Origin of the sequence: Burkholderia sp. LA-2-3-30-S1-D2 (genome assembly GCF_001523915.2) — a bacterium.
In the GTDB taxonomy this organism is placed as follows: Bacteria; Pseudomonadota; Gammaproteobacteria; order Burkholderiales; family Burkholderiaceae; genus Burkholderia; species Burkholderia diffusa.
Map to the genome: position 1 here is coordinate 1,912,947 of NZ_CP013384.1, position 21,798 is coordinate 1,934,744.

Annotated in this window: 31 protein-coding genes; 3 read left to right on the forward strand and 28 right to left on the reverse strand. The window is 64.6% G+C overall.

Annotation, left to right across the window (positions count from 1 at the left end; genetic code table 11):
• Positions 1-5 precede the first annotated feature (5 nt).
• From WS66_RS21660 to WS66_RS21730, 15 genes are all read right to left on the reverse strand, one after another.
• The gene (locus WS66_RS21660; protein ID WP_059603120.1) at positions 6-1,481 is read right to left on the reverse strand and encodes a DUF3383 domain-containing protein; all 1,476 of its coding nucleotides are present in this window, start codon (positions 1,479-1,481) and stop codon (positions 6-8) included.
• Between the two features lie 9 nt (positions 1,482-1,490).
• Positions 1,491-2,081 (reverse strand): phage neck terminator protein, encoded by a 591-nt coding sequence (locus tag WS66_RS21665; protein ID WP_059603123.1) that lies wholly within the window; start codon positions 2,079-2,081, stop codon positions 1,491-1,493.
• 4 nt (positions 2,082-2,085) lie between these two features.
• Positions 2,086-2,457, reverse strand: a complete 372-nt coding sequence (locus WS66_RS21670; protein WP_059603126.1) for a hypothetical protein — start codon at positions 2,455-2,457, stop codon at positions 2,086-2,088.
• A gap of 61 nt (positions 2,458-2,518) precedes the next feature.
• A complete protein-coding gene (locus tag WS66_RS21675) occupies positions 2,519-2,998 on the reverse strand; it encodes a hypothetical protein (RefSeq protein ID WP_059603130.1) in 480 nt (159 codons plus the stop codon).
• 28 nt (positions 2,999-3,026) lie between these two features.
• Positions 3,027-3,410, reverse strand: a complete 384-nt coding sequence (locus WS66_RS21680) for a DUF4054 domain-containing protein (RefSeq protein WP_059603133.1) — start codon at positions 3,408-3,410, stop codon at positions 3,027-3,029.
• 63 nt (positions 3,411-3,473) lie between these two features.
• Positions 3,474-3,944 carry an STY1053 family phage-associated protein gene (locus WS66_RS21685; protein WP_236872942.1) on the reverse strand — a complete coding sequence of 157 codons (471 nt, stop codon included), beginning with the start codon at positions 3,942-3,944 and terminating at the stop codon, positions 3,474-3,476.
• A gap of 1 nt (position 3,945) precedes the next feature.
• Positions 3,946-5,037, reverse strand: coding sequence for a DUF2184 domain-containing protein (locus tag WS66_RS21690; protein ID WP_059603137.1), 1,092 nt, complete (start codon positions 5,035-5,037; stop codon positions 3,946-3,948).
• Positions 5,038-5,106: 69 nt separating this feature from the next.
• Positions 5,107-5,613 carry a structural cement protein Gp24 gene (locus WS66_RS21695; RefSeq protein WP_059603139.1) on the reverse strand — a complete coding sequence of 169 codons (507 nt, stop codon included), beginning with the start codon at positions 5,611-5,613 and terminating at the stop codon, positions 5,107-5,109.
• 10 nt (positions 5,614-5,623) lie between these two features.
• A complete protein-coding gene (locus tag WS66_RS21700) occupies positions 5,624-7,081 on the reverse strand; it encodes a DUF2213 domain-containing protein (RefSeq protein WP_059603143.1) in 1,458 nt (485 codons plus the stop codon).
• 171 nt (positions 7,082-7,252) lie between these two features.
• The gene (locus WS66_RS21705) at positions 7,253-7,537 is read right to left on the reverse strand and encodes a DUF6527 family protein (protein WP_236872943.1); all 285 of its coding nucleotides are present in this window, start codon (positions 7,535-7,537) and stop codon (positions 7,253-7,255) included.
• A gap of 10 nt (positions 7,538-7,547) precedes the next feature.
• On the reverse strand, positions 7,548-8,303 hold the full coding sequence (locus WS66_RS21710; RefSeq protein ID WP_059603148.1) for a phage head morphogenesis protein: 756 nt from the start codon (positions 8,301-8,303) through the stop codon (positions 7,548-7,550).
• Positions 8,300-9,766, reverse strand: a complete 1,467-nt coding sequence (locus tag WS66_RS21715) for a DUF1073 domain-containing protein (protein ID WP_059603151.1) — start codon at positions 9,764-9,766, stop codon at positions 8,300-8,302. The genes WS66_RS21710 and WS66_RS21715 overlap by 4 nt, the downstream gene beginning before the upstream one ends.
• Before the next feature lie 20 nt (positions 9,767-9,786).
• Positions 9,787-11,340 (reverse strand): phage terminase large subunit, encoded by a 1,554-nt coding sequence (gene terL / locus WS66_RS21720; RefSeq protein ID WP_059603154.1) that lies wholly within the window; start codon positions 11,338-11,340, stop codon positions 9,787-9,789.
• Positions 11,291-11,770 (reverse strand): DUF2280 domain-containing protein, encoded by a 480-nt coding sequence (locus WS66_RS21725; RefSeq protein WP_059603157.1) that lies wholly within the window; start codon positions 11,768-11,770, stop codon positions 11,291-11,293. Before WS66_RS21725 ends, terL begins: the two co-directional genes overlap by 50 nt.
• An 18-nt stretch (positions 11,771-11,788) precedes the next feature.
• Complete coding sequence (locus WS66_RS21730) at positions 11,789-12,454, reverse strand: putative metallopeptidase (RefSeq protein ID WP_059603160.1); 666 nt, start codon at positions 12,452-12,454, stop codon at positions 11,789-11,791.
• Positions 12,455-12,561: 107 nt separating this feature from the next.
• Here WS66_RS21730 and WS66_RS33745 point away from each other — a divergent pair, with 107 nt between their 5' ends.
• Complete coding sequence (locus tag WS66_RS33745) at positions 12,562-12,834, forward strand: hypothetical protein (RefSeq protein ID WP_159086567.1); 273 nt, start codon at positions 12,562-12,564, stop codon at positions 12,832-12,834.
• 66 nt (positions 12,835-12,900) lie between these two features.
• Here WS66_RS33745 and WS66_RS21735 read toward each other — a convergent pair whose 3' ends face one another.
• The 10 genes from WS66_RS21735 to WS66_RS21775 all read right to left on the reverse strand — a co-directional run bounded on the left by WS66_RS21735 (position 12,901) and on the right by WS66_RS21775 (position 19,376).
• Positions 12,901-13,368: a hypothetical protein gene (locus WS66_RS21735; protein WP_059603163.1), complete on the reverse strand. Its 468-nt coding sequence runs from the start codon at positions 13,366-13,368 to the stop codon at positions 12,901-12,903.
• Positions 13,369-13,528: 160 nt separating this feature from the next.
• Complete coding sequence (locus tag WS66_RS21740) at positions 13,529-14,122, reverse strand: hypothetical protein (protein ID WP_059603166.1); 594 nt, start codon at positions 14,120-14,122, stop codon at positions 13,529-13,531.
• Entirely contained in the window at positions 14,119-14,445 is a 327-nt protein-coding gene (locus WS66_RS21745) for a hypothetical protein (protein ID WP_059603169.1), read from the reverse strand. Before WS66_RS21745 ends, WS66_RS21740 begins: the two co-directional genes overlap by 4 nt.
• Before the next feature lie 11 nt (positions 14,446-14,456).
• Positions 14,457-14,927 (reverse strand): RusA family crossover junction endodeoxyribonuclease, encoded by a 471-nt coding sequence (locus WS66_RS21750; protein WP_059603172.1) that lies wholly within the window; start codon positions 14,925-14,927, stop codon positions 14,457-14,459.
• Positions 14,924-15,097, reverse strand: coding sequence for a hypothetical protein (locus WS66_RS33750; protein WP_159086568.1), 174 nt, complete (start codon positions 15,095-15,097; stop codon positions 14,924-14,926). The genes WS66_RS21750 and WS66_RS33750 overlap by 4 nt, the downstream gene beginning before the upstream one ends.
• Positions 15,094-15,354 carry a hypothetical protein gene (locus tag WS66_RS21755; protein ID WP_059603175.1) on the reverse strand — a complete coding sequence of 87 codons (261 nt, stop codon included), beginning with the start codon at positions 15,352-15,354 and terminating at the stop codon, positions 15,094-15,096. Before WS66_RS21755 ends, WS66_RS33750 begins: the two co-directional genes overlap by 4 nt.
• Positions 15,351-16,454 (reverse strand): DUF1376 domain-containing protein, encoded by a 1,104-nt coding sequence (locus WS66_RS21760; protein WP_082728963.1) that lies wholly within the window; start codon positions 16,452-16,454, stop codon positions 15,351-15,353. The genes WS66_RS21755 and WS66_RS21760 overlap by 4 nt, the downstream gene beginning before the upstream one ends.
• The gene (locus WS66_RS21765) at positions 16,451-17,425 is read right to left on the reverse strand and encodes a phosphoadenosine phosphosulfate reductase domain-containing protein (protein ID WP_179955260.1); all 975 of its coding nucleotides are present in this window, start codon (positions 17,423-17,425) and stop codon (positions 16,451-16,453) included. Before WS66_RS21765 ends, WS66_RS21760 begins: the two co-directional genes overlap by 4 nt.
• A complete protein-coding gene (locus WS66_RS21770) occupies positions 17,422-18,510 on the reverse strand; it encodes a DNA-methyltransferase (protein ID WP_059603181.1) in 1,089 nt (362 codons plus the stop codon). The genes WS66_RS21765 and WS66_RS21770 overlap by 4 nt, the downstream gene beginning before the upstream one ends.
• The gene (locus WS66_RS21775) at positions 18,507-19,376 is read right to left on the reverse strand and encodes a hypothetical protein (RefSeq protein WP_059603184.1); all 870 of its coding nucleotides are present in this window, start codon (positions 19,374-19,376) and stop codon (positions 18,507-18,509) included. Before WS66_RS21775 ends, WS66_RS21770 begins: the two co-directional genes overlap by 4 nt.
• 92 nt (positions 19,377-19,468) lie before the next feature.
• Between WS66_RS21775 and WS66_RS21780 the strand changes: the two genes are divergently transcribed.
• Positions 19,469-19,987 (forward strand): hypothetical protein, encoded by a 519-nt coding sequence (locus WS66_RS21780; protein ID WP_159086569.1) that lies wholly within the window; start codon positions 19,469-19,471, stop codon positions 19,985-19,987.
• Positions 19,988-20,013: 26 nt separating this feature from the next.
• On the opposite strand, the gene WS66_RS21785 is transcribed toward WS66_RS21780, so the two are convergent.
• The 3 genes from WS66_RS21785 to WS66_RS21795 all read right to left on the reverse strand — a co-directional run bounded on the left by WS66_RS21785 (position 20,014) and on the right by WS66_RS21795 (position 20,960).
• Positions 20,014-20,235 (reverse strand): hypothetical protein, encoded by a 222-nt coding sequence (locus WS66_RS21785; protein ID WP_179955261.1) that lies wholly within the window; start codon positions 20,233-20,235, stop codon positions 20,014-20,016.
• Positions 20,232-20,606, reverse strand: coding sequence for a hypothetical protein (locus WS66_RS21790; protein WP_059603189.1), 375 nt, complete (start codon positions 20,604-20,606; stop codon positions 20,232-20,234). The genes WS66_RS21785 and WS66_RS21790 overlap by 4 nt, the downstream gene beginning before the upstream one ends.
• A gap of 117 nt (positions 20,607-20,723) precedes the next feature.
• Positions 20,724-20,960: a transcriptional regulator gene (locus WS66_RS21795; protein ID WP_059603192.1), complete on the reverse strand. Its 237-nt coding sequence runs from the start codon at positions 20,958-20,960 to the stop codon at positions 20,724-20,726.
• 85 nt (positions 20,961-21,045) lie between these two features.
• Here WS66_RS21795 and WS66_RS21800 point away from each other — a divergent pair, with 85 nt between their 5' ends.
• Positions 21,046-21,447 (forward strand): hypothetical protein, encoded by a 402-nt coding sequence (locus WS66_RS21800; protein ID WP_082728970.1) that lies wholly within the window; start codon positions 21,046-21,048, stop codon positions 21,445-21,447.
• Positions 21,448-21,798 lie beyond the last annotated feature (351 nt).

The window sequence follows — 21,798 nt, forward strand, 5'->3', positions numbered from 1 at the left end:
CCCTATTAGCGGTTGACGTTGACGAGGATGTCGACGCTGTGAATTGCGCCGGCTTCCTTCGCTGCGACCTGGAACGTGACTGACTTGCGCGCCTCACGATCGGCCTGCGATTGCGTCGCGATCGGCGGCTGGTACACGTAGTAGCCCTTCGCGAGCGTGTCGCCCTGGTTCAGGGCGCCGAAGCCGGCCGAATTCCAGACGCCAGGCGCGAGATATCCGTTGTTCACGCCAGCCTCGCAAGCCGCCGCGATCTTCGCCGCGATCTGCGCGTTGCCGCCGTCGGTCTGCGGGATCTTCGTAGGGCTCTGGTACAGCAGGTTGTAGACGTCCGTCTCGATGCGGTTGCGGAACCAGATCGCGTTGTAGACCGAATCGACATAGATGCCACTCGGCGTCACGCCGTACTGGATGATCGACGTGTCGTTGCTGTAGTTCACGAAGACGTTGCAGTTCTTCGCCTGCAGCGCATTCGCCTGCGTGCTGGTCAGCTGCTCGGCAGCGACGCTCGGCTCCTGCTTGAACATCAGCGTGACCGTCGTGTTATTGCCGTCGAAGTTCACCGTCAGCAGGCGTCCGAGCAGCGACGACACCGCGTACGGCGTCGAGCTCGAGTACTGCACGATCGTGTACTTCAGCTTCAGGGCCTTCAGCTTGCTCGCGATGTCGGTCGACACTGTCGAATCGAGCACCTGCGGGTTCTGTGTCGTGATGCCGTAGATGTGTCGCTGGTCTGCCTCGATGAGGTTCGCGACCGCGATGTGCTGATCGTCCGTGATCGACGCGTCGGCGAAGTCGAGGCCGAGGAACTGGTTCGCGAAGCGGTCGAGGAACAGCGCGGCGGCGTCGACCGGTTGCTCGGGCGCGATACCGTCTGCCGGTACGCCGGCGAGGCTGCTGGTAAGGCCGAGCATCGTGGAGATGTCGGTACCGCTGCCCGGCGCAGTCGCATAACCGACCTTCGAACTCGTGCCGGTCGTGTTCGACGTCACGACGAACTGCGACCCGGTCCAGGCGATCGTCGCACCGGTGAGCTTCGCGTTGATGACGGTGGCAACTCCGTTGAGGTTCGTCTGCGCGGAGAAATCCAGTGCAGTGACCGACTTCGCCACGCCGTCGATCGTGATGCTGAACGCGCCCGTCGTGATCGCATCCCACAGCGAGATGTCCTGCTGCGCGGCGGACAGAACGCCGCCGCGCAGCGAGCCGGACGTCGCCGTCTTCGCCCACCGGCCGATCATGATCTGTTGCGGCTGCGGCACCTGGTTGAACGCGAAGGCCGCCGCGTAGTACTCCGGCGTGTTGGTGCCGTAGTCGGCCTTCACCTCGTCGATGCCCCCGTACGAGCGCGCTCGCTCGTTGGTGTCGATGACGGCCGACGGGCCGAGAATCAGCACAGTGTTCAAATTCGCGCCCTGCGCCGCCAGCGCGGCGAGGTTAATCGACACGTTGATCAGACGCGATACCGGCAATCCGTTGGACATGCTGGTCCCCTACGAGTGGATGTTCGAAACGCCAGCCACCGGCGTCGACGAGTCGGTCGTCGTCGCCACGGTGGCCGATTTGAGGTTGAGGACCAGATAGGTCCGGGTGATCTTGCGGCGCAGCTTCACGGTCATGTCGTAGCGCCGCACCCACTGCTGGTTGATCAAGTCGGGCGCTGCCCGAATCGGGCCGACGCCGACGAATGCCATGTCCTGCAGTTGGATTTGCTCGCGGTTCTGGGGCATCGCGAGGCCGTCGGCGAGCCGCTGCGCATAACCCTTCGCGCGCGGCCCGTAGAACGTGCATGGCACGTCGATGTCCTGGTGCCGGATGTACGTGTCGTGGCCGTCGCCGGTGCCGTCGTGCTGGATGGCTGGGCCGGCGTCCGGCTCTTGCTCCTGGACGCCGAACGCGCACCAGTCGACGGATGGCTCCGGTTGCTTCGGCACGGTCGGCTGCCATCGCGGCCGCACGAGGTCCGGCGGAAGATCCGTGACACCCGCGATCAGGTCGTGGACCAGATCGTCGAGGGCGTCGTCCTCGGCCGGCGGCGCATCGACGGCTGGCGCCAGGTATCCGCCGGTCGAGCTGTCGTTCATGGGGTCATCCCGAAAGAGGCTTCAGGTCGCACGTCGCGCAGACGAAGCCGCGGCCGAAGTGCGAGTAGTCGTTCACGTTGACGACCGTGTATGTGCGGCCGGCCCATACGACCTCGTCGGCGTCGTGGCCGGCGCTGCCGTCCATCAGCCGGAACATCGTGTGCAGCGTGATCGAGCCGATGATTCGGCTGCCGTCGGCGTTGCGATGCAGGATGTCGCCCTTGTCGCTCGTCACGACGGCGGCGAACGGCGTCGATGCCGCGGTGTTCTGCGCGCGGCCGTGGCCGTCGACCGTCTGCGTCATGCGATTGCAGTTCAGGCCCGTGTCCATGAAATCCGGATCGAGCAGAACGTCGGTGACGTCGAGGAAAGCCATAGTGCAGGCACCAACGAAAAAGGGCCGCACGTGGCGGCCCTTAGATCGGGAAGAGTCGGAGCTACTTCTTGCGAACCACGTATGTGATCGAGTTCCGATACTGGCCGGTGTCGACCAGCGTGTTCTCCCGAGTCACGCCGCGGCGTCGGCGCGCGGCCAGAGTCGAATCGGCCAGTTCGGGAGCGATGTTGCTGTTGATCTTCGCACGCACGGAATTCTGTGCGACAAGGCCGGCGCGATTCAGGCTGCGGTTGACCTTTTCGAGGTCGCCGTCGAGTGCCGCCTCGACGCCCTTCTGCAGTTGCGGCTCGAACTTCGGCCGCGCGTCCTGCACGCCGGGCACCAGGTGCGGGCGCGCCGGGATGTTGTTTGCCGGCGAGCCGTTTTCCATGATGTAGCCGATCTCGGCGTTGCTGAGCGGCTCGCCCTCGTCCTTGCGGCCGGCGGTGCTGTCCGGCACGCCGACGAGCACCTCCTTCTGCACGAGCCCGCTTATCGACTTCAGCACCTCGTCGAGGCGGTCGATTTTCATGCCGTCCATGGGATTCTCCCGATGGGCGACAGCAGCATTACAGCTGAATGCCGCCCGAGCCCATCATCTGTGCGAGGCTGAGATAGCGGACGCCGTACATCGTGGCGTTCCAGAAGCCGCCATCCTTGATCGCGACGGCCGCGGTGTCGTAGCTCGCGCTCACCTTGTCGACGGACTTCGACGACTGCGGCCCGCTCACCTGGCCCGGCACGCCGCCGACGGCGGCCATCTTCTGGTCCTTCACGGCGAGCGCGAGGTGGTGCGCGGTGACGAGCGCGACTCCCAGATCAGTCAGCTCGGCCCATCGGTCTGCGTTGACGAGCGATACCGCCACGGTCATCCAGAACTGGACGAGCGAGTCGGGGTACGTCGTCGTGTCGCTGAACTCGGGGAAGGACTGTCGGAACTGGGCGATATCCACGTGTCACCTTGCCAAAATGCAGATGCCCGGCGCGCGCCTGCATGGCGCGGCGCCGGGAGGCCATTATGCCTTCTTCCCGCTGCCGGACTTCTGGGTCGCGGCGTCGGCAGCGCCATCCTTCGCGGCCGCAGCGGCGTCCTTCTGGCCTGCCTCGAACGCGGCGACCCGAGCGGCGAGATCTTGCTCGCTCGCCGCAACCGCAGCTTCGCGCGTGTCGAGCGCTGCCGCGCGGTCGTCCAGCCCCTTGCCGAACGTATCGAGCTCGGTGCGCAGCTTTTCCAGGCGATCCGACTCAGCTTGGAGGCCGGCCTTTGCGGCTGCGGCAGCCTGATCCGCCGCGCCGTCTTGGGAGCCGCTCGAATCGCTGGACTTCTCCGGCAGCGGGCCCGTGTGGGCCTTCGCATACCAGTGATCAGCGATGAAGTCCTCGACCTCCTGCACACCGGCCTCGATGCGTCGGACGACTTCCTCGCCCTCGTGGGCCAGCCGGATCGTGAACGCCGTCAGAACGTTGATCTTCGCCATCTTCGCCATGTCAGATCCCGTCCCGGTAAGCGGCCGTCGTACCGTAGCGCCATTCGACGCGGCCGATACGCGACCAGTAGGTCGTGATCTGGAACAGCGAGCGGTACTCGAGCGGCGTGCGCTGCAGGTCCGTCATCGGGAACTGGACGTATTTCTTGTCGCTGTTGTACGCGACCATGCGATCAACGGTGCCGAGCTGACCCTGCGTGCCGCCGGCGCCGGCGCCGATCAGCCACTTCAGCTCGAGGATCTCGAGCGGCGTGCCCTGCTGCGTGCAGATGTTGTTCTCGAGCAGGTACGTCAGGATCGACTTGTTGCCTGCGTCGCTCACAATCTGCGATGCAACCCAGCCCAGTTTCGCGGGCGGCAGCATGAGGCGGTTCGGCTTCACCTTCCAGCCGGACGCTTGCCATGCCGAGGTCAGGATCTCGTTGACGTCTTTGAGGATCTCCTTCGGCGTCTTCGTTTCCCACTGCGGCGTGCCGGCCGCGCCGTTCGCGACGTTCGAAACGCTCCCGACGGCGCCGATCGAGTTCACCAGGCCGGTGAAGCTCATCTGCGGATCGCCGTAGTAGACGATCTGGTCGAGGTCCATGTTGCGCTTCATGTTCATTGCCTCGACCTTCTGCGAGTCGATGGGCATGCCGAGCGCTTGCGACTTGATCAGCTCGGGCACCGTGTACTTGACTTCGGCACCCCAGAGCAGCATCGGCTGTGCGGTCTTGCCGATATCGACCGACGGGCCCGCGAGCGCGTTGCCCTCGTTCGAAATCCAGTTCAGGCCGTTCGGGTTGATGCCGCCGCTCATGCCGAACGCCGAGTTCGTGAACGACGAGACTTCGTCGGCCGCCGACACGTCGCTGCGGATGAAGATGTCGCGCGACCAGGTGTATTCGACCAGCGGCTCGTTGAGCGTCTGGTCGAGGCGTTCGAGCTGGCCGACGAGGAACGCGCCCGTCGAGTCGATCGTTTGGCGATCGTAGGTGTACTGCTGGTCCTGCGTACGCGCGCGGATCAGTCGGCGCGTCGCATCCGCGACGGCCGCCGACATCGGGATCGACGCCCCGGCCCGGCGCAGGTGCTTCAGTTCGGACATGTCCATGTAATGGCTCCAGAAATGCAAAAGCCCCGCGATTGCGGGGCTTCGGGTGAAGCGCTGTTCAGCGCCGGATCAGATGTTGACGGCGATTTCGACGATGCCGTATGCGTCGGCCGGGCCGGTGAAATACCAGTTCGAGGGCATCGCGACGGTGTTCGTGCCGTCGGCCGCCGCTTCGAAGCCACCGAGCGGCTTGCCGGCGGCAGCCGCCGCGACGCGCACATACACCGTGCCCGTCTTCGTCGCCGGCGCTGTACCGCCCAGCGCGGCGCTGAAGTAGCCACGCTTCAGGATGTCAGTCGGGCCGCTCGTCGGCGGCGTCGACGTCCCGAGCGGATCGGTGCCGTTGCCCTGGATCGGGTACGCACGCAGGTTCACGCCGTAGACGAGCGCGGCGGTGTCGGCCGCGTTGTTGATCGGTTGGATCTTGCCGTTCACCACTTTCACCGGCACACCGAACGCCGTCGGCGGCGCCGCCGAGTCGATCAGTTGCGTCTCGATCGTGGCGACTTCGGCTCGCTGGAGGTCACCGGCAAAACCTGCCGGCATGCGATATTGATAAGCTTGCAACGAGGGCATGTCGGCTCCTTTACTTGTGGACCTTCCAGAATTCCGCGTGGATTTGGTTGATGTCTTTCCGCTCGGCCTGAGCGGAATCATTCGTCCGGCGCTGCGTCACTCCGGAGTTCTTGCTACGCACGACCTCCGACGCCGCATTGAAGAACGCCGTCACGGAATCGCAGGTCATGCTGGCGACGTTCGCGCCGCCGACCACCGACTTGACCAGTTCGGCGTTCTCGTTGTCCAGCGCGGCGCGCAGCGCTCGGCGGCGCAACACGCAGATGGCATCGACCGTCTTCTTTCGCGCGACCTTCGCGTCGAATGTCGGAAGCCGCACGCCCGGCGCGAGGATTTCGGCGCGCGAGAGCGCGTCTTGGAACTGGTCGCGCAGCGCCGTGCTGTCGCCGGTCCGCGCGCCGGACTTGTCGTCGTTGCCGTCGCCAGCGCCGTCGTTGTCCTGCGTGGTCATACCGTCGTCGCCGGCGTCGTCATCATCGTCACCCGTCTGCGTGCCGCCGCCTTCCAGCTTCGTCACGCGGTTGGCGAGCGCATCGATCTTGCCGTTGGTCGCTTGGATCGCATCGAGGACCTGCTTAAGCGGATCCCCTTCACCACCGCCGGCGCCGTCGTCACCCGTCGCGGAGACACCCGCCTTCGGATCGGTGCCGGTGCCGGGCATGTGGATATGAATCTGGGGCTGGCCGTCGCCACCCTCGCCGCCTTCGTCGCCGGTCATCTCGCTCGCGGCCTTCTCGAACGCCTCGGAATCGCGCGTCATGAATGCCTTGCGCAACGCGTCGACGAACTTGGAGCCTTTCTTGGTTGCCATGCTTGCATCTCCTGTCGGGAGTATGTTGGAACTGCTATCCCCGATCGAACACACGGGGCCACAGCGGGCGCTTTTCACGAGGGCGACGTGGTTGCCCACGATCACCACCTGTCGCGCCCGCCCAGGCGCAATCTGTTCGTAGTCGGCGTCGTAGCCGTTGCTGACCTGCGTGAGCGCGTCGGCGCCCTTGCTCTGGACACGCCGGATCGCCTCCGCGTCGGTGATCAGCAGGTCGGCGAGCATCAGCTCAGTCTGGTCGCCCTCGCCTCGCCGTACGTTGCGGACCGTGCCACGCGCCACCGACATGTAGTTCGCCGGCGTCACGAAGTCCGGCGGATGGTCGATCGTGATCGGCTTGCCTTCGAAGCTGGCGAGCGTCTCGGGGCTGAACAGCACGTCGGCCGTGCGCTCGGCGACGATAACGCCGTCCTTCGCCTCGATCTCCGGCAGCTCGAAATAGGCGTAGTCCTGCGCGCCGACGCGCGCGATCGGCACGGCCTCGCAGAGCAGAAAGCCTTCCGGCGTGATCGATTGCCGCTCGCCGAGCTGCTCGGCCGCGTATACGCCCGATGCAGTGATGCCGTCGCGGGTATGCGCGCGGGCGCGCGCGGCGTGCGAGCCGCAGCTGCACGCATGGTCAGTGGTGAAAATCCGCATATCAGTCTTGGATGCTGGTTCGGACACCGCGCGCAATGACGCCACGGATTCGCTCGTAGTCGGGCTCGGTGCGTGTGACCCGACACCAGACGGCCAGGAATCGGGCGTACAGCGGCAACCACCATGCGGTGCGCACTCGCACGCACAACGTCGTTCGATGTGTCGGCATGCTCAGTCCACCCAGTCAGGAAGCTCGACCGTCTGCCCGGCCAGTTCGTGTGTGCAGTCGCCGCAGAACTGGATCCGGCCATCCGTGATGAATGAATGGCAGACGTTCTGCCGATCGTCGGGGCCGGGCCACGACACGAGGATCGACGGCGACAACGTCGGAGCATCGACGCTGCCGTTCCAGCTCCATCGCGCCGGGTTCGGAGAATCGCAGCCATGCGGATAGACGACGTGCAGCTCACCGCACGGACACTCGAACAGCAGCGATCCACTGCTGTCCCGTTTCATCTTCGCCATATCAGCCCTTCGGAAGGACGACTTCCGCCCAGCACCGGCAGTTGTAGATGCAGCCGGGATGGGCCCGCGCGCCCGACCGCTTATCTGCGATCGGCGGCTTGTCCCACGTGAAAAACTTGCCTTCCAGCTCGCGATGGTCCTCGCGGACGTCCGAGTCGCCCGACGTCCGCCAGAAGTAGCCGGGGCTGCCGACGTCGAGCGCACGCGCCTCGGTGAGCGTCGCGGCCGTGCGACTGACCTCGGTTCTCGCGATCGTGTCGGCCCGGCTTTTCGCGACCTGCCCCGACTCCTGAATCGCCTTCGATATCTGCACGGCGCGCGCGCCGTCGACGATTCCTTCCAGCGTCAGCCGGTGCACGCGCTCGGCTGCGTCGAGCGGGATTGACTTGATCAGCCGCACCTGCTGGGACAGGAGCGCGCGCATCGTCTCGCCGGTGGCCGCACCGCGGATCTCGTCGCGCAGCGCGCGCGACATGTCGGCGGCCTGCTTCATCCACATCTGCTCGTCACGCCGATTCAGGTCAGCGATCATGCGTGCCGCCGTCGCCTCGGCCCACGGGGCGAGCGCCTCCGCGTACCGACGCAGCAATTCCTCGATCGTCGGCGCATACGACGCGTCATCGGCTGGAAAGCCGTTCACGAGCACGCCGACCTGATGCGCGATCTTTCGCAATTGGCTACCGTACTGCCGCTCGGCACCGCTCAGCCGGACGGGATTCTTGCGTCGGTCGCGCTTTCGATCGAGGGTGAGGATCATCGACGTCGGAAAAGCCTGCGAATCAGAGAATCATTCGTCCGCGCAGCAGCGCCCGGCGCCGGGCCGATCGTCAGCGCCGGATCGATGTCCGGCGGATCTTCGCCCCGCTCGTCCTGCTCGGCTTGCTCGATCGCCTCGTCGGGAATGTCGCCGAACATACCGGTATCCGGCGATGACGCCTTCAGCTCGCGCATGCCCTGACTTCGCGGAATCAGGTCGGCGTCGACAGCCTTCGTCACCGAATCGACCGTCTTGTTGCCGATCTCCGCCTTCTCGGCCGCCGACATCTCCTGCAGTGGGTTGAACTCGTACGAGAAGTCTTCCGGCAACGGCTGGCCGATCTCGGAACGGCACATGACGTCGAGCAGGCCGTGCAGCGGGTTACGCAGCCGGCGCTCCTGCCGCGTGTGCACCTTCTCGTGGTACAGCAGCCGAGACCCTTCGCCGGTGTCGCTCAAGCCCGCCGGCTGCTGACCGAACAGGCGATCGAGCGGAATGCCGGTCGCGCCGCTCAGCTGCATCGCGAACTGGAGCATCACGTCCGACAGCCCGCTGAACGTGTACTGATGAGTCTCGAACTTGTCGGTAGCATCGATGAGGGTGAGCCCCTCGTTCGACTGCCCGAGGCGGATCATTTCTACCTGCTTCAGCAGCCCGTTAAGCGCCGGGCCACCGGCCGCGATGATCTCGCGCAGCTTCTCGACGCTGAGCGTGCGCAGATGTGCCTTGTAGACGAGCTGCCCGGCACCGACCGTTGCGCTATCGAACGCGATGAGCCGATCCCACATCGGCTCGAGAATCGACAGGCCCCAGCCGTTTTCGCTGATGCGCTGGTAGAACGGCAGTGCTTCGCCGTCCATTCGCAGCACGCGCGAATGGTGAATGCGCCCCTGCGGCAAGCCGATCGCCGTCGGCAGCACGTCGTAGAACTTCGGCATGCCCAGATCGGGGCCGAACTCGGTCACGACTTCGCCGACCGGCGGCGCAACCATCCAGCGGTCGAGCACGAGCAGGCCCTTGAACTGGCCTTTCCCGATGGTCTCGCGCCGAAGCGGCTGCGACATGTCCTGGCCGTCGATCAGCATCACCGCGATCGCGCCGCCGTACAGCTGCGCCCACTTGCCGGTATCGCAGAGCTGGTCCCAGATCGCCTTGCGCGTGAGTGCCGTCTCCATCTTCGACACGTCGGTCGGATCGAGCCCGGACATCTCGATGCCCTTGCGGGTCATGTCCTCAGGGATCGCGTCCACCGCTGCGCGCACGATCCACGACCCGCGATACGCAGCTTCCAGCCAGACACGGTTGCGGCTCTGGTACGTCAGCGTGTACTGCGCCGCCGACGCCTGATTGTCGGCACCCCATCCGAGCCGCGCTTCGAAGTTGGCGAACGAGTCGACCGTGCGATGGGCGTGCGTCACCGCCGGCGCGCGCGGCGGCCGCGTCTGTTGCTTCCGTTTCGACATTCCGGGAAATCCTGTCGTGCTCAACCGGCAAGCCGCTCCCAGACCGACAGGTCCTTCGCGCCTCCCAGCATGTCGTTGATTGCGTCGACCATCGGATCAATCTGGTCGTCGTGCATGTGCGTGTCGTCAGCCGTGAACGAGTCGCACTCCGTCAAGAAGTCGCTGACCCACGGGGCATCCAGCGGGACGCCGACGTTGCCGGAGTCGATGTGGCTGACGACATCCATCACGCGCGTCAGCTTGTCCTTGACGCGTTCGATGCCCTCGATCGGGATCCCGCCCTCGGCCTGAATGTCCTGAATCAGTCCCGTACCGCTGGACTTGTCCTCGACCTTCATCTGGCGCAGCACCGGAGCGCCCGGATCGTCTGCGCCAATGGCCGCGTGCTTGTTCCAGAAGTCGATCGCGCGGCGCTTCAGCTCGGGCGCCTTCCACTTCCCGCGCACCAGGTCGATCAGGTACAGACGGTTGTCGTACCCGAGGCCCCAGCACTCGAACACGCTGTAGTCGTTTCGCTCGGCGGTCTTCTGCGCCGTGTCCGCGAAGATCTTCCGATACTGCAACTGCGGCAGCGCGCCGTAGCGCAGGAACTTGCCGCTCTGGATGATCCCGCCGCCCAGCGGCGACGGACGCTGCATGTACTGGCCGTTGAACACGTACGCGTCCGCCTTCTCGGACGCGAGCAGCTCCTGCAGCGGCTCCTTGTACGGCCAGTAGCTGTATCGGCCGTCCGCGTCCCGCTCGTCGCACTCGACGCGGTCGCGGATATGCGCCGGCAGCTTCGCGACGTACTCGTCCGTGATCAGCGCCGGGATCTCGATGAACTCCCAGTCGCCCGGCAGCTTGCGCGCCTTGATGAAGCCCGTCGGGTCTTCCTCCGCGAGCCGCTGCATGATCACGATGATCGGCGTGTCCGGACTCGCCTTTCGGCTCTTCACGGTCGACTGCAGCTTGCGGTTAGCTTTGTCCCGGTTCGTCTTGCTATACGCGTCCTCGACCTTCAGCGGATCGTCGATGATGATCGCGCCCTGCCAGCCCTCGGTCATGTGCCCGGCTCGAAAGCCGGTGATCTGGCCGCCGAGCGAAACGGCGTACACGCCGCCGGCTTTCTTGCCATCGACGAGCACGTTCCAGCGCTTCTTCGACTTCGCGTCGTCAGCCACCTTCAGCGGCCAGAGCGCCTGGTACTCGTCGGATGCGACGATGTCGCGCGCCGTCTCGCTGTTCAGTAGCGCGAGGTCGTCCGAGTAGCTGATGTGCAAAAACCGCGCGCGCGGGTTCAGCGCGAGGCCGCGCGCGATCAGGTTGATTGCGACCAGTTCGGTCTTCGACGAACCCGGCGGCACGTTGATGACGACGTTCTTCAGCGTGCCGTCGATTACGCGCTGCACCGTGTCGGCGATCAGCACGTGGTGCCAGTTGACGCGGAACTTGATCGCCTGCCTGTGCTTGAAGAAGTACCGGCTGAAAAACAGGTGATCCCGCTCGCACTTCGCCTTCAGGACGGCCCGCTCGATTGCGGGGTCAATACTCGTCTTCGAGTTTGGCGACGGCGGCTGCGACCTGGCTTTCATCGACGACGACCGTCCTGTTCTCGATCGGGCCGCCGTTCTCCCCAGTGTGTTCGAGGCGGCGCCGGTTCGTGTAGGCGTCGCCGGATTCCTTCGCAGCCTGTTCGAGCAGCTGCGCCATCAGCGGCAGGTTGCCGCGCTGCTCAGCCAGCGCGACGGCGCGATCGAGCGCGCGCAGGCGCACGGCGCGGTGCGACACGCCGATGCGCGACGTGTCCTTCAGAAACTCCTCGCGCGTGCGCTCGAAGATGTCCCGGTACTTCTTGCTGAGCGTCGAGCCGGCGCGCTTCGTCGGGTCGTACCGCTCGCACTGCTGCGGCGACACCTCGACGCCGAACTCGTCGTGCACGGCCTTCGCGGTGCGCGAGATCGTGTCGAAGCACGCCAGCGACTGCACGATGAACACCTTGATCGTGTCGGGAAGTGCTGCCATAGCGGGAAAACGTTCGGGTTACGCGGCCCGCAGGATGCAGGTGCCGCAGGCGCGCGCGATGTCGGCGTGGCCGACCTCCGGCGCGCGGCGGGCGGCATCGACCAGCTTCGCGGTGTCGCCGGCGCCGCCACCGACGCCGTAGCGCCGGACGATGCCGACGAATTCCTCGACGTCATGCCCGCGGATGCCGAGCTTCGGCATGCCGTCCTTCGTGAAAGCCGGCGCGCCGAACTCGTCGGTGCGCTGGCCGATGTGATACAGCTCGTGCTCGACCAGTGCGCACCACTCCAGATCGCTGCACTCGCGCGCGTAGTGCGCGTCGAGCGTGATCAGGAACGCCGGCATGCGGCCGAACCATTCGAGATACTGCTGCTCTTGCCGCGCGCGCTGCCAGCCGCCGGCGCGGATCGTCACCTCTTCGCACTGGCCCACGACGCGCCGCATCTGGCGCACGTTCTCGACGGCCGCCCAGAGGTAGGCGATGTCGGCGTCGACCAGGTGCTCGTGATCCGGGTTGTGCAGCGGCGCGCCTTCGCGCAGGAGCGTCTCGTTCACCCACTCGGCGACGCCGTCGGCCGGCACGATGTGCCGGATCCAGTTCGACTCGTCGAAAAGGATGTCGGGGGGCGCCGGCCGACTATGCAGTTGCAGTACGGCGGGAACGGAAGTTTGTCGGCGTCCCATTGCTGGTATTCAGGGTTTACGACAGGATTGACGAACGTTCACGCACGTATAAGTTCGCAGCAGGCGCTCTACATAGAACGCCGATAACCACACACAGAGGGGCGACCATGGCTGATTATCTTGTACGCGTCGAACTGCACGGGGCAAACGAACTCGATTACGCACACCTGCATGTCCAAATGGCTCTACTCGGGTTCTATCGGCAAATTCCAGCAACGACGGGCGGCTCATACCCACTTCCCACCGGCCTCTACTGGGGGCAGTCAGAACTCGGGGGCTCCGGTGTCGTGGATTTCGTCCACGCCGCATGCGATTTGATTGGGAAACCTTGCGAGATTGTCGCGACGCGATCGGCGGAAACGTGGTTCTTCGGCCTGTAGCGAAACAGAAAAGCCCGCTGGCTTTCGCTGAGCGGGCTCACATTGGCACGATCACTTACACCCAAACTACACTTGATCGATCGTTCCGTAGAACTCCAAGAGTGAACGATAGACGAAACTCACAACGTCCGAATCGATCCCGGTGTTCCACTCAAACTGCCCTGGAATAGCCCACGTCGCTGATCCGCTTTCGTTTGTCAAGAACGCCCAGAACTCCTTGAGCTCGGGCTTAATGGGATTTCCGTCGAATCGATACAAGCGGTATCGCCCGCGCAGTCCGCCGCCATCTGAAGCTGAAGCACTATCGACGTGGTCGAAAGCAGCGATCACCGTGCCACTGAACGTATCAAAGGCAAAGCTGGGCGCCGATACAGACTCAAGATCACGCCACCTTACGCCAAGCGTTGCAGAACCGGGCCGTTCCGCGACAGCCTTGAACTTCTCACGAAAGATAACTGCTGCAGCGTTCAACTCGCCAGCGATACGTGCAGTATCTACCGCGATCCCCTGTTGCTGAGCCGAGTGTTTTGGCATTTCTGGTCTCCAATGGTTGGAAACCAAATATTGACCAACCTGCAACTTCCGAGCAAGTGGAGTACAAACGAAAAAGCCCGCTTTCGCGGGCTTCTTTGCTTCGGACGCACGTATGACGTGTATCGAATATGGCGGATTATTGTGTGCGAAACACACATTGTCAAGCGGTCGATCGCTCCTGCAGTAATCCGAGCTCGCTGAACCGTCGCTCGATCACCGACCACGCAAGGCCCTCGACGCCCGCCTCACCGCTTTTCTTGTCGCCCTCGATCCACTTCCGCACCGCGGCGTAGTGCTTGCTGACGGTGTTCACGTGCGCCTCGCAGTCGTGCGCGATGTCGACCAGGTCGCACTTCACGCCGAACAGCCGTTCGATGATCGCGCGCCGCACGCGGTAGTGCGAGAAGCCCGAGCAGTACGCGGCGGACGCCCGGATCAACCAGCCGATCGCAGCCTGCCACTCGAGATTCGGCGTCCGGCCGCTGCAGCACGCCGCCCCGCATGAGCACGGCAGGTCATGCGGCGCCGCGCGCGCGACGATCACGGACAGGTGCAGTTCGGGCAGCTCCCAGAGGTGCCGGCGAATCTCCCCGGCCTGCCCCGCGCCATCGAGCCCGACCAGACCCATGCCAGTACCGATCGACTCGCCGCGCAGCCGCTTTGCCAGCATCGTCTCGCCGTACTGCTGCGACGAGTAGCACATCGCGAACCGCACGGCATCGAACGCCGACTTGAACTCGACAACATCGCTCATCGCACACCCCGCGTCGTCATCGCCAGCGCCTGGCGCGTGTTGATCTCGGCCATGTAGCCCGACAGGTTGCTGGTGAAGTCCGGCCGGACGCGCATGTCGACGTGCGTCCCGGGCGATCGGCTCGTTCCCGCAAGCGAGTACATCCGCCCGCGGCTCTCGGAATGGCTGTCGAGCCGCGCGAGTGCGACGTCCAACGCGAGCACCTGGCGCACCGACGAAACGGGCTGCTTCAGGCGACGGGCGAGATCGTGCGACGAGTACCGGATGCCGGGCTTCATGGCCGCGATGATCGCGTTGATGGTGAGTTTTCCTTTTGCTTTCAAGGCCCCGCTCCTTATGCTGACTTCAGATTCAATTCGATCGCCTCGATGCGCACGCCCGGCGTGCGCGCGTAGCGCTTCGACACCCAGAGGTCGACGACCTGGCCGTCGTCGACGTACACCACCCCGTTCATCCCGTCCTTCAACGCCTTGACAACGTTGTCGGCGTCTGGCTTCTTCGTGGCGCCGATGGCGCCGCCGGCCGCCTCGCCCTGGCGCTTCATCGACCAACTCGCCGGAATCGGCAGACCGATGTGCACGATCAGGCGGATCGGGCCGGCATACGGTGCGGCGCTGCGCATCGCTGCGCGCGCGACCATCTTCACGAGGTTCTCGTAACGCTCGGTCTTCTCGGGCGTGTAGGCCGTGACGTGCGCGCCGCGGCGTGCGAACTTCGGGCGCCCCTTTGCGACCGGGGCACCCGGAACGACAAACTCAACGCGCTGCGCGATCGGCGATGCCGTGATGAGCGTTTGCTGGGTCATACGCGCACCTCGCGCACGGGCCGCGCCGCCGTCTCGGCCGGCTTGTGTGCGTGGCAGTAGTCGCGCCCCTTGTGCGTCCAATGCGCTTTCACGCGCGGGCCGCGAGCCGCGCATTCGCAGCAGTAGCGATGGCCGCCGGCCTGCTTCATTGCTTTCGTGATTCGCCTCATGCCGTCACCTCGTCGCTCACGTCGTCGGTCACCGGCACGCCGCTGATCGGGCGCAGCCACGCATCCGGAATCCATCCGGTCTTCAACTCACACGGTCGGAACGTGACGACGTCCGTCGGCGGGATAGGCGTCGGCGCTTCGACGTACCAGCAGAAGCCGAGGTGCAAGTAGTCGCCGTAGGGCGCCTTCACCTCTACGATTCGATCGCGGGCATCGCCACGCGTGATCACGGCCATGTCGCCGACTTTGCAGTTCATCGTCCTTCCCCCAGGAGTGCGCCAGCCGCGACCGGGCCGGCAGTGTTGCGAAATGCGCGGTTGTGCTCGTCCCACCACGGGCCGTCGCCGGCGGCGTCGAACACGCGCAGCTTGAAATCGAACGGAGGTTCGTCCCGGCCTTGCTCGATGCCGAGCGTGCCGCCGTGCTCGACGATGCCGGTCCAAGAGCGCCACCAGTCGCCGGCAGCTCGCGCCCCCGCCGTAGGCTTCGCGGTGCGCGCGGCGAGTAGATCGCCGAGGATCAGGTCGAGCAGCCCGACATTCAGCGGCTGCCCGCTGCCCTCGCGCTCACGGCGCTTGCGGCCCGTGGCGATGGCCGAACGCAGGTCATCCGGCGTCACGCCGCGTGCGGACCATCCGAGCAGCCGCGCGTCATCGGCGGCGAAGCCGACGCCACTCGTGCGCAGGACTTCGACGAAGGCGGCGGCGGCGTTCGGCGGGTCATCCGCTACTGCCTGTGCTGTGCCGCCGCCGCTTGCTTTTAGGTTTACTTCTCCCTCTCCCTGTCCCTTGGATGCTGTTTCCCTAGGGACGTCTTGAGGGACAACTCCTGTCTGTCCCGGTGGACATTTGCCCTTTGTCCCCGGGGACACTTTCTTTTTGTCCCTAGGGACGGGATCACGATAATCGGGAGACAAGAACTCTTCGAGCGTCGGGAATTCGATCTCGGTCCCGTGCCGCTGGTTGTGCTTCTTGATGCGTGCGCACTCGGTCTTGTAGCGCTGCTCGTGCTTCGCGGCCCATGCGTCGCGCGCCTTCTCGGCCACAACTGGGTGATACAGCCGACCGTCAGCGCATTTCACCCAGCCACGCAGCGCGCCGGTACGCACCTTCCGCCACTCGGCGACGACGCGGCCGTAGCCGGCCAGCTGCGCGAGCACGCGATCATCATCAGGAAGCGACGCTGCCGGCACCTGGTGCCATGCCGCACACCAGAGCAGCACCGCCGCGCGGAACTCTTCGGCCGTGGACAGCGCGGCGATGTCGCTGTCGCGAAGACGCACGACATCAAGCGGCATGAACGCGAACGTCCGCAAGTCACATGTCGCGTCGGTGAGAGGATTCGGGAGGTCATTCATTCGCAAAGTCCATACGCCGAGGCGCATGCGGTCGCCGGCTCGGCGTCCGCGAGAAGGTCGTATTGCCGGCCGCCGCGAGTCGTTTTCGACCACTCGACGACCTGATGCACTGTTGTGGCTTGGCCCGAATGCCCCGTCGTGCCCATGTGGAAGAATGAGACGGGGCTCAAGGGTCGACATACCTCCGAAACTAGGCTCTCCCACGCGGCGATGCGCTCGATGTGCTCGGGGAACCGGCGCGCAATCTCACGCAATTCGAGCTTCCCTGCGTTGATGCAGGGCATGCACCCGACGCGCGTCATGCCTTCGCGGTACAGCGGATTCGCGGTGATGCCAGCGGCCGCGTGTGCATCGAATACGTCGGCAATGTTCCAGCGCAGAATCGGTCGAAACACGGCGTAATGACCACCGCGCCATTCGTAATTCGGAAGCCACCTGCGCGCCTCGCTCTCGTCCGCGCGAACGCCCTGCCACGACTCGACGAAATACCCCGCGTCGATCTGATCCAGCGCGTATTCCGTCAAGGGATTCCGCTTCAAGTATTCAGTGCAGAACTGCCGCTTCCGGGACGGGAAACCACCACGCACCATGCAAAGGTCAAGGAACGGATTCCCGGTCGGGTGCAGCAGGTCTAGCGCGCGAGCGGCCGCCTCGGGCGTCCACGCGTACATGAACTCGCGCTTGCCGTACACGGATGATTCCGGCTCGCCGGCGGCGATCCGCGCGAGGTTCGCTCGCTTCGTGGCGAATTCGTCGGTGAAGTCGGCACGCACCACGTCGACGGCGATTCCCAGCGCGCGCGGTAGGTATTCGAGCGCGTATTCGTACGTCGACTCGTGCTCGTTGCCGGTGTCGGCGAACACGGCACGAACATTCTCGTGGCCGTGCAGCTCGAGCGCGACGAGCAGCGTCGCGGTGCTGTCCTTGCCGCCCGACAGCGAGACGACGTGGAGGGTCGGCCGGTCCATCACGACACCTCCAGCACGAGGCCGGGCTGGCGCAGGCGATCACGCTGCAGCGGCGTGTATTCCGGATTCAGCTCGAAGCCGACGAAGTGCCGCCCGAAGCGCTGCGCGACCTGGCCCGTCGTGCCGCTGCCGAAGAACGGATCGAACACGACGTCGCCCGGGCGGCTGCCTGCGAGCACGCAGGGCTCGACCAGGGCCTCGGGGAAGGTCGCGAAATGCGCGCCGTCGAAAGATTGCGTCGGGATGGTCCAGACGCTGCGCCGGTTGCGCATGGTCACGAGTTCATTTACCGAGCCGGAGAACGAGGCGTTCTGCTTCACACGCGGCTTCGCGACTGGGTCATAGCCGCGGCCGAAACCAACCCCAGTACCGGGATAACGCCCAACCCTCTCGCGATGCGAGCCGGGGCCGGTGTCCCAGCCGGATGGTTCGCGTGCCTTCGGATTCACGCCAGATCCGCGCGCGTGCGCGCCGCCGCTGACCGGCTCCTGCATGGCGGCGAAGTCGTAAAAGTACTTCTCGCTCTTCGAGAGCAGGAACAGGTATTCGTGCGCCTTCGTGCAGCGATCGCGCACGCTCTCAGGCATGGGGTTCGGCTTGTGCCAGATGATGTCCTGACGGAGATACCAGCCGGCATCCTGCAGCGCGAACGCGAGGCGCCACGGTTGGCCCATCAGGTCTTTTGACTTCAGACCTGTGCGCTCGCGCGAGCCGGTCCCGCTGGCCCGATGCTGAGCGGCGGCGATCTGCTGCGCACTGATCACCGAGCGATCCGACATCTGTCCGCTGCGCCCCTGCGCGCCCCACGATCCGGCGTACGCGTCGCCCATGTTCAGCCAAAGTGTGCCGTCGTCTGCGAGCAGCTGGCGCGCGAGATCGAACACGTCGACCAACGTGCGGATGAACTCGCGCAGCGTCGGCTCCTGGCCGATCTCACGCGCCTTGTCGGGGTGGCCGTCCGGCAGGTACGAGCGAAGGCCCCAGTATGGGGGCGACGTAACGATCGTCTGCACGCGCACGCCGTCGGCGATCATCGCGCGCATCAGGTCGCGGCAGTCACCGCGGTGGGCGCTATCGATCCAGTTCACGCTGCCTCCTGCGCAATGTGCGGCAGCGGCTGCGTAGCCGATCCGATCGCAATCTGAATGCGCTCGAGCTGCTGATGCAGTCGTTTAATTTCGGCGTCGGTACTGAGCCGGCGCGCGGCTTCTTTGCAGGCGCTGGAGATTTCCCACGCCCCCGCGCTCTCGCCCAGTCCGAGCGACCGCGCGAGTTCAATACGCGCGCTGTCAATCTGAGCGGCGTCGCGCTGGGCATTTTCCTTCGCACGATCGAGAATCAGACGACGTTCGTCTTCGGCCTCTTGCGCCAGCCCTTCGAGCCGCGCAGTGGCAGCCGTCAAGCGCCGTTCCGCATGCAGACGATCACGCACCGCGTCCGCCACGATGTCGCCGAGCCGCCGGCGCAGCTTCTTCTCGAGCGTCCACTCGTTATGGAGCCCGACCCGAACCTGTTCGAGGTTCGAGTTCGCGAGCCGCGCCATGCCGTCGATGATCAGCTTCACCCACGCGTCACGCGGCAGGTTCTCTATGTTCTTCAACGTCGGCCCCTTCAGCGATCGCCAGCCATCCGGCCCGCGCACGATCAGGCCGCAGCCCGTCGGGATGTCTTCTTTCTTCAGCAGCCCGGCCGGAGCGGCGAAAATCACGCCGGCGGCGAAGCGCAGATAGGAGGTCCACTTGCCCGCCGTTACGTCGCGACGGAAGTCGGCGACGCTGATCTTGCATTCGTAGGCGACCGGCTGGAACCTGGCGAACGAGCACGGCACCGTGTAGACGTCCGGCCGCGGCGAGCCGGACGGCCCGAGCTGCATGTCAGTCCATACGAGGCGATCGGATGCGCCGCGAAGATGCGCGGCGAGATCGTTGGCAAGGTCATCGTGCGCCCAGTTCATGCGCACTCCCAGCGCAAGCAAGCGCCCGCCGCGAGTGCGCTATGATGGTCTCGCCGCGGGCGTGCGCGGTCTATTTCAAGACGGGGAACCAGATGCCGATCATGACCGTAACGGCAGCGATTGCCGGCCTGAAGAACGCTGTCGATCTTGCAAAAGCAGCAGTCGCCGCGCGAGACGAACTGAAGCTCGCCGAGATGCAACAGTCGATCAACGATCGCGTGATTGATGTTCAAAACGCGGCTCTCGCCTTGCAGGAGAAGCAGGCGGGCGCGCGCGACGAAATCGATGAATTGAAGGAGCAGCTTCGATCCGCCAACGAGAAGATTGCCGAGCTTGATCGAAAACGTGCTATCCGAAGTCAGTATGTGCTTCACCAACTGACCGAGGGCGTATTCGTGCTGGCAAGCACAAGCGCCGACACGTCGCAGCCGGCGCATCTGATTTGTCAGCCCTGCATGGACAACGACAACAAACTTGGGGTCCTTCAGCAAACCTCGAAGTATGGTGGAATCAAGCTTAAATGCCCCTTGTGCGCCATGGAGTACCGCACCGGCAAGCACGTCCCGGCCCCTCAAGTGCCGATTCCACGCAATTCCTATAGTCGCTGGTAAAAAGCGGTTGGTATCGAGCAGTCGAGTCAGCACGTGCCGTCCCCCTTCTGGTTGTCGATCGGCGCCGCTTCCGGACGGACGCGCTCCAGCATCCAGAGCTGGTCCGGACGGAACGCGAGATAGTCCTGCGGAGGATCGCGGTAGATGAAGAGATGCTTTTCCTCGACGATGCCGAGGTAGTTCATGGGGCGCCCGAGCTTGACGGCGAAGGGCTTGCCGATGTCGCGCTGGCTGAGAGTCAGCGTCATGCCGCCGCCTGCCGCTGGCCGAATGCCTGCTGGACGAACTCGCCGATCGCCTGCTGGCTGAGCCGGCGATATTCGTCGATCGCCTTGCGCTCCTGGATGGCGAGCCACTGACGCGGGTAGTCGCAGCCCGTGAACATGCAGAACAGGTGCAGCTTCGTCGCCGGAAACGGCCGGCGGCCGGCGACCAGGTCGCCGAAGTGCGGATAGTGGATGTCGCAGTTGCGCGCCAGTGTCTTGCGATCGAAGCGCCGCAGCCCGAGTTCGAGCGCGCGTTCGAGGCACGCCTCAAACGTCATTGCCTCGATCTCAGCATCGGGCAGCGTCGCGGCCTGTACCCACGGCGCGAACATCCTGAATTCGGTCTGGTTCATACGAAAAATCAATCGATACCCAGTTGATTACCCACTTGCTTACCCAGTTGGCGCCGGGGCGAAATAACGGCCAGGACATGCCTGGCCGATTCAACAAACAGGACCAGCGCGAACCGGTTACACGGGGGGCGCCTCGAGCAGTTCCGGCCACACACGCTTGATCACCTCGACTGGAAACATCTCCGTGCGCGTGACTTGACCACCTGTCTCGCGCTCGATCGGCCGGCCGAACGGAATCGGAATGGGACGCTCGCCGCTTGCCCAGCGACTAACGTCGGATGCATGAGCGTCGATTGCTCGGCTGAGAGCCGTGAGTCGACCGCGCTCGGCGGAAAGGTAGCTTTTCAGGTCCATGCACGGACTTTAGCGAAACGCGAAAGGAATGTCTATAGCGTTTCGCGCATATACGCTTTTAGCGTTTTGCTATTGAATGCGAGACATGAAGGAAATTGACGAAATCCGTCGAGACAATCTCCGGATCATCGAAGCGGAGCGCGGTGGGCCAGCAGCAGCTGCGGCGGCACTTGGGATGTCACATTCCCAATTCACGAACCTCCGAGACGGCGCCAAGGATTCGAAGACCGGACGCCCCCGGGGAATGCGCACGGCGACGGCGCGTAAAATTGAAGAGCTCGCCGGCAAGCCGGTGGGTTGGCTCGATACTGACCATTCCCTTGTTGCAGCGGACCCGCGAGCGTCCGCGCAGCCCGCAGGCTGGGACAAACTGACCCCAACTCAAAGGGCACAAGTCGAGTCTTTTATCGGGTGGCTCATCAGCCAATCCGCGACTCAACATGACGCCCCGCCGTCAGGCGGCAAGCGCTTCGGCAAAGGCGATTGAGGTCTCCGACCGAATCACCACTCGTGGCTCGAGCGACGGGTCCGAAAAAAGCCAATCGCGCGTAAGCAGCAAACCTTCCCCGTCATCGGCCAACCCCAAGACAGGGTCGCCGACCAGTTCGCATTCCCAGCAACCGTCACCATGCGGTCGGTCGACTCTCACGACCCTCCCAACAAGCGCACGGTTCCGCGAGCGAATAACCCGCGCCAGATCTCCAGGTTTGCACTTCATCCTGCATGCCCTCGCCTCTCGATTCACGTGATCCCCGCTCGTATGTCGAACCAAATACTGTATGAATATACAGTAGTGTAGCGCCACAATTGGGGAGCTTTCAACTCCCGTTGTCACAAC

Coding starts and splice junctions, on each gene's coding strand:
- WS66_RS21660 (WP_059603120.1), bottom strand. CDS start 1,481: ATGTCCAACGGATTGCCGGTATCGCGTCTGATCAACGTGTCGATTAAC.
- WS66_RS21665 (WP_059603123.1), bottom strand. CDS start 2,081: ATGAACGACAGCTCGACCGGCGGATACCTGGCGCCAGCCGTCGATGCG.
- WS66_RS21670 (WP_059603126.1), bottom strand. CDS start 2,457: ATGGCTTTCCTCGACGTCACCGACGTTCTGCTCGATCCGGATTTCATG.
- WS66_RS21675 (WP_059603130.1), bottom strand. CDS start 2,998: ATGGACGGCATGAAAATCGACCGCCTCGACGAGGTGCTGAAGTCGATA.
- WS66_RS21685 (WP_236872942.1), bottom strand. CDS start 3,944: ATGGCGAAGATGGCGAAGATCAACGTTCTGACGGCGTTCACGATCCGG.
- WS66_RS21690 (WP_059603137.1), bottom strand. CDS start 5,037: ATGGACATGTCCGAACTGAAGCACCTGCGCCGGGCCGGGGCGTCGATC.
- WS66_RS21695 (WP_059603139.1), bottom strand. CDS start 5,613: ATGCCCTCGTTGCAAGCTTATCAATATCGCATGCCGGCAGGTTTTGCC.
- WS66_RS21700 (WP_059603143.1), bottom strand. CDS start 7,081: ATGCGGATTTTCACCACTGACCATGCGTGCAGCTGCGGCTCGCACGCC.
- WS66_RS21705 (WP_236872943.1), bottom strand. CDS start 7,537: ATGAAACGGGACAGCAGTGGATCGCTGCTGTTCGAGTGTCCGTGCGGT.
- WS66_RS21710 (WP_059603148.1), bottom strand. CDS start 8,303: ATGATCCTCACCCTCGATCGAAAGCGCGACCGACGCAAGAATCCCGTC.
- WS66_RS21715 (WP_059603151.1), bottom strand. CDS start 9,766: ATGTCGAAACGGAAGCAACAGACGCGGCCGCCGCGCGCGCCGGCGGTG.
- terL (WP_059603154.1), bottom strand. CDS start 11,340: ATGAAAGCCAGGTCGCAGCCGCCGTCGCCAAACTCGAAGACGAGTATT.
- WS66_RS21725 (WP_059603157.1), bottom strand. CDS start 11,770: ATGGCAGCACTTCCCGACACGATCAAGGTGTTCATCGTGCAGTCGCTG.
- WS66_RS21730 (WP_059603160.1), bottom strand. CDS start 12,454: ATGGGACGCCGACAAACTTCCGTTCCCGCCGTACTGCAACTGCATAGT.
- WS66_RS33745 (WP_159086567.1), top strand. CDS start 12,562: ATGGCTGATTATCTTGTACGCGTCGAACTGCACGGGGCAAACGAACTC.
- WS66_RS21735 (WP_059603163.1), bottom strand. CDS start 13,368: ATGCCAAAACACTCGGCTCAGCAACAGGGGATCGCGGTAGATACTGCA.
- WS66_RS21740 (WP_059603166.1), bottom strand. CDS start 14,122: ATGAGCGATGTTGTCGAGTTCAAGTCGGCGTTCGATGCCGTGCGGTTC.
- WS66_RS21750 (WP_059603172.1), bottom strand. CDS start 14,927: ATGACCCAGCAAACGCTCATCACGGCATCGCCGATCGCGCAGCGCGTT.
- WS66_RS33750 (WP_159086568.1), bottom strand. CDS start 15,097: ATGAGGCGAATCACGAAAGCAATGAAGCAGGCCGGCGGCCATCGCTAC.
- WS66_RS21755 (WP_059603175.1), bottom strand. CDS start 15,354: ATGAACTGCAAAGTCGGCGACATGGCCGTGATCACGCGTGGCGATGCC.
- WS66_RS21760 (WP_082728963.1), bottom strand. CDS start 16,454: ATGAATGACCTCCCGAATCCTCTCACCGACGCGACATGTGACTTGCGG.
- WS66_RS21775 (WP_059603184.1), bottom strand. CDS start 19,376: ATGAACTGGGCGCACGATGACCTTGCCAACGATCTCGCCGCGCATCTT.
- WS66_RS21780 (WP_159086569.1), top strand. CDS start 19,469: ATGCCGATCATGACCGTAACGGCAGCGATTGCCGGCCTGAAGAACGCT.
- WS66_RS21785 (WP_179955261.1), bottom strand. CDS start 20,235: ATGACGCTGACTCTCAGCCAGCGCGACATCGGCAAGCCCTTCGCCGTC.
- WS66_RS21790 (WP_059603189.1), bottom strand. CDS start 20,606: ATGAACCAGACCGAATTCAGGATGTTCGCGCCGTGGGTACAGGCCGCG.
- WS66_RS21795 (WP_059603192.1), bottom strand. CDS start 20,960: ATGGACCTGAAAAGCTACCTTTCCGCCGAGCGCGGTCGACTCACGGCT.
- WS66_RS21800 (WP_082728970.1), top strand. CDS start 21,046: ATGAAGGAAATTGACGAAATCCGTCGAGACAATCTCCGGATCATCGAA.